We start from the raw sequence: 12,476 nt of genomic DNA, 5'->3' as shown, positions 1-12,476 counted from the left end.
AAATTAAATATTAATTATTTAGATTTACAAATACGATTGTAAAACTTATTTGTAACCATTTTGTTAACAAATGATAGGTATACATCCATGGCCTGACATGCCAAACGGGCATTGTTCCAAGGGGCTTGCAAGAATTAGGGGTTAACCCTATACTTCGCCCTTACTTCAGTCTGACAAAGACATTTAAGGATTTCCATGACCACGTTCGTCAACATCAGCTACACCACCAGCCACCCCGGCGTCACCCGCTTTGAGCGCGCCTACGCATCAGCTAAAAACGTTGTTCAACGTCTCCAGCAAGAAAGCACTTACGCCGCGGTGTTGTTGATGTTTGGCGCCTTGAGCCTCATCGCTTCGATCTATGACATCGTTGACGCGTCGCAAGAAGGCCAAGAGCTGGGCGCTTGGGTCGTGCTGTGGGCCGCCATCTTGATGTGTTTGGTGGTCTTCGGTAAATACTGCAAACGCCAAGTTGTGGCTTGGCTCAAAGCCGACCGCGAAGCCCGCATGTGGGACAGCGCCTTGACCGATTACCGCGTCATGGCTGACCTTCGCTGCGCGCAAAGTCGCAGCGAATAAAAAAAGCGCCCCTCGGGGCGCTTTTTCAATTGGGCGGATGCATCAGTCCGAATAGACCTTTTTGACCGCAGCGCCCGTGTCGTGCGTTTGTAGGTAGTCGGCAAGGCGCTCGAAAGTAGCGGTCACGGGCAGACCGCGGTGGTCCGACAGCGACACCTCCGCATCCAACATGGCCCCCAGCATGAGCTTGAATGGGTTCACATGCACAGGCTGCGCGACGAAATGGGCTTTTTCGTACGCTTTGATCGCCTGAATGTCACTGGTTTGGTAGATCGCCGCATTCAGCACATCCAACACAAACTCCGTGCAGTTTTGTCGCCCCAGGGTGTAGGGGTTGGCAATGACCGAATAGTCGCGCTGATGCAACTGCTGGTAAGTCGGCGAGGCAATCACCTTGAGTAATTTGTCTTGCAACACGGGCGAAGGAATGATCAAGCCAGACTCCAGCGTGACCACGCCTTTGAAAAACTCAACAGGTACATCTTGCACGAGGGCACTCACATCGGGGTGGTCGTCGAGCTGGTACAAGTTTTGGATGACATAGCCCACCGACTTCTCACCACGGACGGCAAACGCCACATGCGTGAAGTGCATGCCTTCTGGCAGCTCAGAAGCCAGTCGCCCCATTCTGGCAATGATGGCGACGCGCGCCCCCGTGTCAGCCAGCGTGCGCTCAACCTTTTGCGCAAACGCGCGAATTTGCTCTGGGTTGAAGTGCGCGACCTGGGACGGCGCTGAACTGCTGACGCTGAACCCTTGTGCCATGGCAGACACAGACAACAGCAATGCGCAGCAAATCGAAAGGGTGATGCGTGTGAATTTCATCCATGACCTCGTCGCAAGAGCATATCGGGCCTAGCGTACAAAGCAACAAATTCAACACGGTTAACTACAAATGCTTCATCGACAACTCAAAACAGCGCGTCTTATGCGCGGCTGACCTCTTGAAATTCATCAAGATGGCCTAAAATTAGCACTCAATGGCGGGGAGTGCTAACAGCGCCCCGCCAGTGGCTTTATCGGCGTCCAGACAGTCTGGGCGCTTTGCTTTCAAACCCTTAGTTCCTATTTGGAGATGCAATGAAACTTCGTCCTCTCGGCGACCGCGTGATCGTTAAACGTATCGAAAGCGAAACAAAAACCGCCTCTGGCATCGTGATTCCTGATTCAGCTGCTGAAAAGCCTGATCAAGGTGAAGTTTTGGCCGTTGGCCCAGGCAAAACCAACGACAAAGGCGAGACCAAAGCGTTGACCGTGAAAGTCGGCGACCGCGTGTTGTTCGGCAAATACAGCGGCCAAACCGTCAAAGTGGCTGGTGACGAACTGTTGGTCATGAAAGAAGAAGACCTGTTCGCTGTCGTCGAATAAGTGGAATAACTTGCGGGACAGACCGAACAACGCGCGAAGCGCCTGTTCGCTCTGTCCTCAACTGATTAATTGAATTTAGGAGTTTAAAAATGGCAGCAAAAGACGTAATTTTCGGCGGCGAAGCCCGCGCACGCATGGTTGAAGGCGTGAACATTTTGGCCAACGCGGTCAAAGTGACTTTGGGCCCTAAAGGCCGCAACGTGGTGTTGGAGCGCTCGTTCGGCGCCCCTACCGTGACCAAAGACGGCGTGTCTGTGGCCAAGGAAATCGAACTCAAAGACAAGCTGCAAAACATGGGCGCGCAGATGGTCAAGGAAGTCGCTTCCAAGACGTCTGACAACGCTGGCGACGGCACCACAACTGCTACCGTGTTGGCTCAAGCCATCGTGCGCGAAGGCATGAAGTACGTGGCCGCAGGCATGAACCCCATGGACCTGAAGCGCGGCATCGACAAGGCTGTTGCAGCTTTGATCGAAGAGTTGAAGAAAGCCACCAAGGCCACCACAACGACCAAAGAAATCGCCCAAGTCGGCTCGATCTCTGCCAACAGCGACCACAGCATCGGCGACATCATCGCTAAAGCCATGGACAAAGTGGGCAAAGAAGGCGTGATCACTGTCGAAGACGGCAAGTCTTTGGACAACGAACTCGACATCGTTGAAGGCATGCAATTCGACCGCGGCTACCTGTCGCCTTACTTCATCAACAACCCCGAAAAGCAAGCCGCTTTGCTGGACAACCCCTTCGTGTTGTTGTTCGACAAAAAGATCAGCAACATCCGCGATCTGCTGCCCACACTGGAAGCCGTTGCCAAAGCTGGCCGTCCTTTGCTGATCATTGCCGAAGAAGTCGAAGGCGAAGCCTTGGCCACTTTGGTGGTGAACACCATCCGTGGCATCTTGAAGGTGGTGGCCGTGAAAGCCCCTGGCTTTGGTGACCGTCGCAAAGCCATGTTGGAAGACATCGCCATCTTGACCGGCGGCAAAGTGATCGCTGAAGAAGTTGGCCTGACCCTCGAAAAAGTGACTTTGGCTGACCTCGGCCAAGCCAAGCGCATCGAAGTGGGCAAAGAAAACACCATCATCATCGACGGCGCTGGTGCAGCTGCTGACATCGAAGCCCGCGTCAAACAAGTGCGCGTGCAAATCGAAGAAGCCACGTCTGACTACGACCGCGAGAAGCTGCAAGAGCGCGTGGCCAAGTTGGCTGGCGGTGTGGCCGTGATCAAGGTTGGCGCTGCCACCGAAGTCGAAATGAAAGAAAAGAAAGCCCGCGTTGAAGACGCCCTGCACGCGACACGCGCTGCTGTGGAAGAAGGCATCGTGGCTGGTGGCGGCGTGGCATTGCTGCGTGCACGTCAAACCGCTGGCACCATCAAAGGTGACAACGCTGACCAAGACGCCGGTATCAAACTGGTGTTGAAAGCCATCGAAGCCCCATTGCGCGAAATCGTTTACAACGCTGGTGGCGAGCCATCGGTGGTGGTGAACGCTGTGTTGGCTGGCAAAGGCAACTACGGCTTCAACGCAGCCAACGACACCTACGGCGACATGATCGAAATGGGCATCTTGGACCCCACCAAAGTGACACGCACTGCCTTGCAAAACGCAGCGTCTGTGGCCTCTTTGATGTTGACCACCGAGTGCATGATTTCGGAAGCACCGAAAGAAGAGTCCGGCGCTGGCGGCATGCCTGACATGGGCGGCATGGGTGGTATGGGCGGCATGGGCATGTAATTGCCCCGCTGCTTTGCCTGAGCACTTCGGTGCTCTTGCCAAACAAAAAAATCCCCGCAGGGCTCACGCCTTGCGGGGTTTTTTTTTCGTCTGCGCTTTGTTGGCGTGCGCGTGACAACGCTTAGTGCATCAATGCTTCCAGTTTCACCGCATCCACACAGAACGCGCGAATGCCTTCGGCCAACTTCTCGGTGGCCATGGCATCCTCGTTCATGGCGAAGCGGAAAGACGCCTCAGTGTGGTGCACCTCAGGCAAGTCCAGTTGCAGGGCGGCAGACGCGCTCAGGGCTTGTGTCAACGGCTCGGTCGATGCGCCTAACTGCGCCAGCAACTCAGGCGCAATGGTCAACAAATCGCAACCCGCCAACGCGGTGATTTGGCCCACGTTGCGAAAGCTTGCGCCCATCACCTCGGTGGCGATGCCGTGGCGTTTGTAGTGGTTGTAAATGGCACGCACCGACTTCACGCCAGGGTCATTCGCATGGGCGTTGTCGGCCTCTACCCAAGCCGCGCCCGCCGATTTTTTGTACCAGTCGTAAATACGGCCCACAAAGGGGGAAATGAGTTGCACCTTGGCATCGCCGCAGGCCACCGCTTGGGCAAACGAGAACAGCAAAGTCAAGTTAGTGCGAATGCCTTCGCGCTCCAGCTCGGCCGCGGCTTGAATACCTTCCCAAGTAGATGCAATTTTGATGAGCACGCGCTCGCGCTTCACGCCTTGCGCTTCATACAGCGCCATGATGCGCTTGGCACGCGCCACGGTAGCTGCGGTGTCAAAGCTCAAACGTGCATCGACTTCGGTGGACACGCGACCGGGGATGCTGGCCAAAATTTCGCAGCCAAAGCGCACCAACAAGCGGTCAATCTGCGCGTCCATAGCCTCGTTGCCGTGGGCGGCCACGGTGTCTTTGAGCAAGGGCAGGTATTCGGGCTTTTGCACCGCTTTCAAAATCAGCGAGGGGTTGGTGGTGGCGTCTTGGGGCTGGAACTGAGCGAGTTGCTTGAAATCGCCAGTGTCGGCCACGACGGTGGTGAATTGCTTGAGGGCGTCGAGTTGGTTCATACGCTGAATTATCAGGCGTATGGGCTGTGCCAAGGTGCCGTTAGGGGAATGGGATAATTTCAACACTATGAAAATTTCGACACAACGCGCAATCGATCGCTGGGTAGGCCAAGCGTTGTGCGCCCTGCTCTCTGGCTGGTCCAAACTCCTGGCGTTGCTGGCCCCCCATGCACGTCAGCATCGCAATGCCACGCCGCGAATTTTGGTGATTTTGTTGTCCGAAATGGGCTCGGTGGTGTTGGCCAAAGCCATGTTTGACACCCTCAAAGCCAAGCATCCAGGCGCCGACCTGCATGTGTTGCAACTCAAGAAAAACCAAGGTGTGATGCGCTTGCTGGGCTTTGTGCCCGAAGCCAATTTGCACTCGCTCGACGACTCGTCACTCGGCACCTTGCTGCATGACCTGTGGCACACCACGCGCCACTTGCGTGCCTTGCAGCTCGACGGTGTGATGGACTGCGAGCTGTTCTCGCGCATCAGCGCCTTGCTGAGCTACGCTTGCGGCGCCCGTGTGCGCGTGGGCTTCACGGCACACACACAAGAAGGCTTGTACCGCGGCAGCTTCATCAACGCGCCTGTGCCCTACAACACCTACCAACACATCAGCTTGCAGTTTGTCGGCTTGGCCAAAGTGATGGAAGCTGCTTTGCAATGGACATCGGCTCAGTTGCACGACACCACCACACGCCCGCTCACCCGTTTTGTATTGCCAACCATTCAACATAGCCTGCCGCAGCTGCCGGTGGACGCGGCTGAGCTGCAAGGCTTTCAAGACCGTTTGAAAGCCGACTTCGCCAGCTTCATGGGCAATTCCAAACGCGTGCTGTTGTACGTGAGCGGCGGCGCTTTGCCCATCCGCGCGTGGCCCGAAGACAGCTACATCGCACTGGCCAAAACGCTGATCGCCAACGGCTGTGCCGTGGGCGTGATTGGCCTGCCCGAAGACACCCCTCAAGCACAACGCGTGCTGCACGCCGTCAAAAACCCCCTGTGCATTGGCCTCACGGGCTACACGCGCAACCTGCGTGAGTTGCTGATGTTGTTTCACAACGCTGAGTTGTTGGTCACCAACGATGGCGGGCCTGGCCATTTCGCCAGCCTCACGCCCATTGATGTGATTGCTTTCTTCGGCCCAGAAACGGGCCGCTTGTATGGCCCCATCAGCGAGCGTGCCACCGTGCTCGAATCGGGCATGGCCTGCTCGCCTTGCTTGACCGCCTATAACCACCGTGACAGCTTTTGTGACGGTGACAACCAGTGCCTCAAAGTCATCACCGTGGCTGAGGTCGAAAAACTGGTGTTGCACAAATTGCAGCTCATCTAAATGACCACACACACCTCCGTCGAGCCCAACACCTCCTTCGCGCAAACCTTATTGACGCGTTGGCGCTACATCAAATTTGGCTTGGTTGGGGCCAGCGGCACGGTGGTGAATTTGGCGGTGTTGTATGTGTGCCAAGAGTTTTTATTGGCGTCCATCACCTCGGGCGAGCAGCGCTTGTATGCCTCCTTGGCCATCGCGATTTTTCTGGCCACCGTCAACAACTTTGCATGGAACCGTTTGTGGACATGGCGTGATCGCCACGCCGAGTTTCATGGCGGCATCGGCACGCAGTTTGTGCGTTACGGGTTGGCCTCGTGGTTGGGCACCAGCGTGCAATACATCTTGACACTGTGGCTCGCCCAACATGTGCATTACTTGCTGGGCAACGTGCTGGCCATTGTGTTGGCCAGCGTCATCAACTACTTTGCCAACGACTGGTGGACCTTCAAAGGTAACCCACGCGAAGTGTCGGACGACGAACGCACCCAGCGCTACCAAAGCATCACGTTCGGCTTGTTGGTGCTGGCCGTGTTGGTTTATATGTTTGACCTGGGCGGTGAAAACATCCCGCGCAACGGCGACGAGTTGGTCTACACCCACATTGCGTTCAAAACTTGGCTGCAAGCGCACGCCACCGGCGCATGGCTGCCACTCGCCTCTGAGCTCGACCACATGCGCAACACCAAGCCCCCGCTGCTGTTTTGGCAAGCCATGGTCGTGCCGTGGCTGGGCCTTGAGTGGAAATTACTGTGGCTGCGCATCCCCAGCTTGCTCTACACCGTGGCCAACACCGCGTTGGTGGTGTGGGCGGCACGTGCCTTGGCGACCGACTGGCTGCGCCACAAAACCGAACCAACCCCGTTCCCTAAAGTGCTCAACGCCAACACCTTGGGCTTGATGGCGGGATTGATTTTCTTAGGCTGCTTCAGCACCTACCGCTATGGCCGCCCCTACCTGACCAGCGCGATTGAAACTTTCTGGATGAACCTGCCGTTTTGGTGGCTGCTGTGCCAAGTGCTGCGCGCGCGCAGCCAAGGCGGGCAAGGCGACAACTTCAACCCTTCGCTCAGCCTGTTTGCTGTGGCAGGCCTCAGCTGGGGCATGGTGGCTTTGTACAAATCGTTTGTGCTGATTGCCCCGCTGGCGGCCACGCTGTTCGTCAGTCTGTGCTGGCTCAACCACACGGCTTGGCGTGCATGGTTTTTGCGCGTGGCGCTGAGCACCGCGTTTGCATTGGGCTTGTTTGCCTTGTGGTTTGTGGTGGACCCCGACCCCATGGGCGTGTGGCGCGAGTTTGTGGTGGGTGAGAACTGGGGCAAAGTCAGTGCTGGCGGCCCCAGCTATTTACGCACGGCCTTTGTCGGCGGCTTTAGCGTTTGGGTACAGGCCCTAGGGTTGTTGCAAAACGGCGCCATGCTTGGGCCGCTCATCATGGGTGTGGCCATATGGGGCCTGTTCCAAATGCGCCCCGCTTGGCGCGCACGCTTGAGCGGCGTGGTGCAACCGCAAGCGGTGCTGTGGATTTATGTGTTGTTGCTGAGCGTGTTCTTCATGGTGCCCAGCCAGCGTTCGGCACGTTACCTGATCCCCCTCATGCCCGTGATGAGCGTGCTGTGCGCCATCTGGCTGTGGCGCTTGCCGCAGTGGGCGCAGCGCACCGCCATGGGTTTGGGCACAGTGTTCAGTTTGCTGGGACTGGGTTTCTTGGGCCTGTTCTTGTGGGCCGGTTGGCGCATTGACCTGTACCCACTGTGGGGACGCTTGGGTCTGTTGCTCATTCTGGCTTTGCAGGTGCTGGCCTTGCTGCGCTTGTTTGGCACCTTGTTCTCACGCGCCAACACGCAAACTTTGCAAGCCAGTTGGATTTGGTTGTTCGGCTTGGTGCTCAGCCTGTTTGCATGGTTTGGCATGCTCAGTGCGCCGTTGCACACCACCGCCAACACCTACTCTGCCGAGGTGGTGGCCCAAGTGCAGGAGGCGAAGCTGGCGACACCCAGCAACTTCAATGGTGACTTTGAGCGTTGGCGCTTTTTGATTCCCGGCGTGGGCAAGATCACGCCCTACATGGACCATGAACCCAACGAAGACGCAGACATCGCCCAACGCCTGAAAAGCTTTGATGCGGTGGTGGTACACCGCTACTGGAATGATGCGGCGCCAGATTGCGAAAAAGCCAATTGCCAAATTTTGGCGCAGCGCATTGGCCTGCGTGGCCGCCACCCTGCAGGTGAAATCAACCTCAAGAGTTTGCAAACACCAGAGCGTGTGATGTTTTGGCGTGAATACCTGTTGGTGAAAAAGCCTTAAACCGCACGTGACGCACGCCAAGTGCGCCACAGCTGCACATGCAAGGCCAGCCAAACAAAGGGGTCCAGCACGGCGTCCCACACATTGCCAGTGGGCAGGCGCAGCAACACATAGACGGCCAGCACAGCCACGGCACTCAACACCCAGCGTCGCGGCACCTCGGTCCACAGCAGCACAGCAGCAGCGGTGGCCAACACCCCCCATAAGCCTGCCGCGTCAAACCCCAACGCGTACAGCTGCGGGTTAAAAAACGTGGGCCAATAATTCAAGGTGTCCAACACCAAAGCCCAGCCCAACAGCACGCCAAGCAGCGCCACGGGCAAGGGCGTGGTAACCACCGGCCCACGCAGCTGAAGCACATCTGCCCAACACCACAAAGCCCACGCCACCAGCACCAAGCTGGGCGTTTGAAATGCCAAGGCCAAGTAGCCAGACAGCACATCCGTGCGCGGCAACAGCATGACCACAGCCACCACAGCCGCAGGCCAGAGCGTGGGCTTGCAGGCATACGTCAAACGCAGCACCACGGCAGAGGCCACCAACGCCCAAGACAACTTCACCCACAAGGGCAAAAACACCGCTTGCGGCAGCACGGCGTGGGTCATGTCAGTCCAGCTCATGGTTGGCTCCTTGCGAGGCGGGCAGAACAATTGGACCGCAGCTGCTTGAAGGCAATGGCCTTGCGCATGTGGGTGTAGCTCAGCCACACATCAGGCGGGAGGCCATGAAGCGTCGAGCCCTGCGCCACTTCAACCAACGTGGGGTACGAGTATTCGTCTGCTTTCACACCGTCAATCAAGGTGCGCGTGGTCCACGACAGCGGCTGGTTGGCTGAAGTGCTGAGCAACAACACCTCACGGCCACGTCCAGCAGGGTTATGCGCCAGCATCAAGCCACCCGACGACAGACGCAAAGCGGCAATGGAGGCGCCGGGGTTCGACAGCGACAAATTGCCCACGTCTTGCCAATGCGCACCCGCATCCAAGGTTTCAGAATGGGCCACCATTTCAGTGGGGCTGTAGTCACGCATGAAGGCCGACCAATGCGTGGGCGAATGCGCCACCAAGGTGGGCTGCAACACGTCGCGGCGCTGGGTGATGCGGGTGATGCTTTGCATCTCCCCCTCCGCACTCAAACGCACGGCCACGCCGTACTTGATGCCAATTTCAAAATACAAAGGCAACACCGCACCGCCATCGCGCAAAGGCAGGGGCACCGCACGCACCAACGAACTGGTATTGAACGCGGGCACCAAGGCCGTGAGCGGCAAGGTGCGCACCACCTTGAACTGCATGGGTGCCTGCTCGATCAAATGCACCACACGCGAGGCGGCCCAACCACCCAAGCCCGTGGCCACCACAAACAAGTGCAAGCGGCCTCGTGCATCAGCCCAAGCCACAGGGTTGCCAATGCGGCGAATTTGAATGCCCAAGTCCTTGCCCACAGTGTGACGGTTCACCACCCACTGCGGCGCGTCCCAAGCTTGACGCGCTTGGTCAAAAGTAGACGACGCAATTTGCACATCGGCGCCGCTCTCGCGGGTGCCTGCAAACCAAAAAGCAGCCACTACTTTTTGCGCGTGCAACGGGTGTGTTTCGGGAAACGCCACCAAACTACTGGCATGTGCCGCAGGCACCCCTTCGGGCATGGGGATAAGACCTTCGCGCACCACACGGTAGTCGGCGCAGGCTTGAAGTTCGGTGGCGGCATGGGGAACCACCGCCACAGGCATCACACCGGATGGCGATGACACGCGCAAAGCGGCATCGCCCAAGGCCACAGCAAGCAGCAATACAAGGCCAAGGCGTGTGGGTGTCTTCATGCAAAAATTCTAACCACTCAGGTTTTTCATTCGCACTACAGTTCAAACATGCAACAAACCACAGTCAAGAAAATTTTGGTGCTGGGCGGCAGCGGCTTTGTGGGCCGTCATGTGTGCTCACGCTTGAGTCTGCAACACCACCAAATTACCGTCCCGACGCGCCGCCTGCCTGCGCGTCATATCCAAATGATGCCTGGCGTGTCCGTGGTGCAAGCCGATGTGCACGACGCCAAACAGCTGCAAGCCTTGGTGCATGGCCATGATGTGGTGATCAACCTCATCGCCATCCTGCACGGTACAGAAGAAGAATTCACGCATGCCCATGTCACTTTGCCTACCAATTTGGCGCGCGCCTGTCATGCCGAAAACGTCACGCGGCTGATTCATGTGAGTGCTTTGGGCGCGGATGTGCACGGTCCATCGATGTACCAACGCAGCAAAGCGCGCGGTGAATTGGCGCTGTTATCGGCAGCCGAAAAAGCGCCGCTGGGCTTAACGCTGCTGCGCCCCAGCGTCATCTTTGGCAAAGACGACCAGTTCATCAATCTGTTTGCCAAGTTGCAAAAAGTATTTCCAGTCATGCCACTGGCGGGCGCACACACGCGCTTTCAGCCCGTGTGGGTGCATGACGTGGCGCAGGCCATCGTGCATTGCGTGAACACATCGAGCACCGAAGGCCAAGTGTTTGAGCTGTGCGGCCCCGACATCTTGACGCTGACCGAACTGGTGCAACTGGCTGGCCACTGGGTGGGCAAGCAACGCCCCGTCATCTCGCTGCCTTACGCCATGGGTTGGTTGCAAGCGCTGCTCATGGAGTGGGCGCCGGGCAAACCGCTGATGAGCCGAGACAACCTCGACTCGATGAAGGTCAACAACATCGCCAGCGGACATGCGCAAGGTTTGCATGCCTTGGGCATTGCGGAACCCAAGTCGATCAAACGGTTGTTTGTGGCGGGTCATTGATGAAAACCTACTTGGTCGGCGGTGCCGTGCGCGATGCCCTGATGGGCCACGCAGGATCAGACCGCGACTGGGTGGTGGTGGGCGGCACGCCCGAGGCGCTGGTGGCGCAAGGCTACCAACCCGTGGGCCGTGACTTTCCGGTGTTCTTGCACCCCAACACGCACGAGGAATACGCCCTCGCCCGCACCGAACGCAAAACCGCACGCGGCTATCACGGCTTTGCCGTGCATGCATCACCCGACGTGACGCTAGAAGAAGACCTGGCCCGACGTGACCTGACCATCAACGCCATCGCCCAAGACGAACACGGCCAACGCACCGACCCCTACGGCGGCGAGCGCGACATCGCCGCCAAAGTGCTGCGCCACGTGACCGACGCCTTCCGCGAAGACCCCGTGCGCATCCTGCGCCTGGCCCGCTTTGCCGCACGCTTCCCCGACTTCACCGTGGCTACTGAAACCATGGCGCTCATGCGCGACATGGTGAGTGACGGCGAAGTCGACGCCTTGGTCAGCGAGCGCGTGTGGCAAGAGCTGTCACGCGGCCTGATGGGCGCCAAACCGTCACGCATGTTGCAAGTGCTGCGCGAATGCGGCGCCTTGCAACGCCTGCTGCCCGAAGTCGGCAAGCTCTACGGCGTGCCGCAACGCGCCGAATACCACCCTGAAATTGACACCGGCATTCACCTTGAGATGGTGCTGGACGCTTCTGCCCGAATGAACACCTCGCTGGAGGTGCGGTTTGCCTGCCTGTGCCACGACCTCGGCAAAGGCACCACCCCCGCCGATGTGCTGCCGCGCCACATTGGCCACGAACAGCGCAGCGAAAAACTCACCCGTGCGTTATGCACCCGTTGGCGCGTACCCGTGGAATGCAAAGAACTGGCTGAGCTGGTGGCGCGTGAACACGGCAACATCCATCAAAGCTTGGGCTTTGGTGCAGAGGCGGTATTGCGCTTGCTGGTGCGTTGCGATGCGCTGCGTAGGCCGGAACGGTTTTTATTGGCTTTGCAGGCCTGTGAATGTGATGCGCGTGGGCGATTGGGTAAAGAGGATGAGGCTTATGCGCAAGGGCCTCGCTTGGCGTTGTTGTTGAAAGCGGCTCAGTCGGTGGACAGCGCATCTGTCAGCGCGCTGGCTTTGCAAGAAGGTCTCAAAGGGCCGGCTGTGGGGGCGCGGTTGGATGCGGCGCGGTTGGCGGCTATTTCTGCTGCGCTTTCTGTCTAAACCAACCGACTCGCGCGTCAAGCGGTGTGGGGTGTGCCTGCGGCAGCGACATTAGGCGCGAAGCGACGGCGGAGCAGAGCAGGTACAC

The 12,476-nt window shown here is 58.0% G+C and carries 11 protein-coding genes; 7 read left to right on the top strand and 4 right to left on the bottom strand.

From position 1 onward, the window contains the following. Positions 1-195 precede the first annotated feature (195 nt). Complete coding sequence (locus tag B9Z44_RS08845) at positions 196-579, top strand: hypothetical protein (RefSeq protein WP_108359844.1); 384 nt, start codon at positions 196-198, stop codon at positions 577-579. Between the two features lie 42 nt (positions 580-621). Here B9Z44_RS08845 and B9Z44_RS08840 read toward each other — a convergent pair whose 3' ends face one another. Beyond that, positions 622-1,404: a DUF2145 domain-containing protein gene (locus tag B9Z44_RS08840; protein WP_108359845.1), complete on the bottom strand. Its 783-nt coding sequence runs from the start codon at positions 1,402-1,404 to the stop codon at positions 622-624. Between the two features lie 255 nt (positions 1,405-1,659). On the opposite strand from B9Z44_RS08840, the gene groES reads away from it, so the two are divergent. Together groES and groL are read left to right on the top strand one after the other, a co-directional pair. Then, entirely contained in the window at positions 1,660-1,947 is a 288-nt protein-coding gene (gene groES / locus B9Z44_RS08835; RefSeq protein ID WP_100133709.1) for a co-chaperone GroES, read from the top strand. Positions 1,948-2,036: 89 nt separating this feature from the next. Then, positions 2,037-3,683 carry a chaperonin GroEL gene (groL, locus tag B9Z44_RS08830; RefSeq protein WP_104799607.1) on the top strand — a complete coding sequence of 549 codons (1,647 nt, stop codon included), beginning with the start codon at positions 2,037-2,039 and terminating at the stop codon, positions 3,681-3,683. A 121-nt stretch (positions 3,684-3,804) separates the two neighbouring features. On the opposite strand, the gene tal is transcribed toward groL, so the two are convergent. Next, positions 3,805-4,746 (bottom strand): transaldolase, encoded by a 942-nt coding sequence (gene tal, locus B9Z44_RS08825; protein ID WP_108402221.1) that lies wholly within the window; start codon positions 4,744-4,746, stop codon positions 3,805-3,807. A 67-nt stretch (positions 4,747-4,813) separates the two neighbouring features. Between tal and B9Z44_RS08820 the strand changes: the two genes are divergently transcribed. Then, positions 4,814-6,070: a glycosyltransferase family 9 protein gene (locus tag B9Z44_RS08820; protein ID WP_108402220.1), complete on the top strand. Its 1,257-nt coding sequence runs from the start codon at positions 4,814-4,816 to the stop codon at positions 6,068-6,070. After that, entirely contained in the window at positions 6,071-8,377 is a 2,307-nt protein-coding gene (locus tag B9Z44_RS08815) for a GtrA family protein (RefSeq protein WP_108402219.1), read from the top strand. Here B9Z44_RS08815 and B9Z44_RS08810 read toward each other — a convergent pair. After that, entirely contained in the window at positions 8,374-8,997 is a 624-nt protein-coding gene (locus tag B9Z44_RS08810) for a hypothetical protein (RefSeq protein WP_108402218.1), read from the bottom strand. The two genes, B9Z44_RS08815 and B9Z44_RS08810, sit on opposite strands and share 4 nt — an antisense overlap. Beyond that, on the bottom strand, positions 8,994-10,199 hold the full coding sequence (locus tag B9Z44_RS08805) for an exo-alpha-sialidase (protein ID WP_108402217.1): 1,206 nt from the start codon (positions 10,197-10,199) through the stop codon (positions 8,994-8,996). Before B9Z44_RS08805 ends, B9Z44_RS08810 begins: the two co-directional genes overlap by 4 nt. Positions 10,200-10,247: 48 nt before the next feature. Between B9Z44_RS08805 and B9Z44_RS08800 the strand changes: the two genes are divergently transcribed. Beyond that, positions 10,248-11,162, top strand: coding sequence for a complex I NDUFA9 subunit family protein (locus B9Z44_RS08800; RefSeq protein ID WP_108402216.1), 915 nt, complete (start codon positions 10,248-10,250; stop codon positions 11,160-11,162). Next, entirely contained in the window at positions 11,162-12,388 is a 1,227-nt protein-coding gene (locus B9Z44_RS08795; protein WP_108402215.1) for a multifunctional CCA addition/repair protein, read from the top strand. The genes B9Z44_RS08800 and B9Z44_RS08795 overlap by 1 nt, the downstream gene beginning before the upstream one ends. Positions 12,389-12,476: the final 88 nt, after the last annotated feature.

This window comes from Limnohabitans curvus, assembly GCF_003063475.1.
Taxonomy (GTDB): domain Bacteria; phylum Pseudomonadota; class Gammaproteobacteria; order Burkholderiales; family Burkholderiaceae_C; genus Limnohabitans; species Limnohabitans curvus.
The sequence above is the reverse complement of the archived record's forward strand: the minus strand, read 5'-3'. Positions and strand labels throughout refer to the sequence as shown.

Bases quoted from the DNA above. Each gene is read 5' to 3' on its own strand.
- B9Z44_RS08845 (WP_108359844.1), top strand. From the start codon at position 196: ATGACCACGTTCGTCAACATCAGCTACACCACCAGCCACCCCGGCGTC.
- B9Z44_RS08840 (WP_108359845.1), bottom strand. From the start codon at position 1,404: ATGAAATTCACACGCATCACCCTTTCGATTTGCTGCGCATTGCTGTTG.
- groES (WP_100133709.1), top strand. From the start codon at position 1,660: ATGAAACTTCGTCCTCTCGGCGACCGCGTGATCGTTAAACGTATCGAA.
- groL (WP_104799607.1), top strand. From the start codon at position 2,037: ATGGCAGCAAAAGACGTAATTTTCGGCGGCGAAGCCCGCGCACGCATG.
- tal (WP_108402221.1), bottom strand. From the start codon at position 4,746: ATGAACCAACTCGACGCCCTCAAGCAATTCACCACCGTCGTGGCCGAC.
- B9Z44_RS08820 (WP_108402220.1), top strand. From the start codon at position 4,814: ATGAAAATTTCGACACAACGCGCAATCGATCGCTGGGTAGGCCAAGCG.
- B9Z44_RS08815 (WP_108402219.1), top strand. From the start codon at position 6,071: ATGACCACACACACCTCCGTCGAGCCCAACACCTCCTTCGCGCAAACC.
- B9Z44_RS08810 (WP_108402218.1), bottom strand. From the start codon at position 8,997: ATGAGCTGGACTGACATGACCCACGCCGTGCTGCCGCAAGCGGTGTTT.
- B9Z44_RS08805 (WP_108402217.1), bottom strand. From the start codon at position 10,199: ATGAAGACACCCACACGCCTTGGCCTTGTATTGCTGCTTGCTGTGGCC.
- B9Z44_RS08800 (WP_108402216.1), top strand. From the start codon at position 10,248: ATGCAACAAACCACAGTCAAGAAAATTTTGGTGCTGGGCGGCAGCGGC.
- B9Z44_RS08795 (WP_108402215.1), top strand. From the start codon at position 11,162: ATGAAAACCTACTTGGTCGGCGGTGCCGTGCGCGATGCCCTGATGGGC.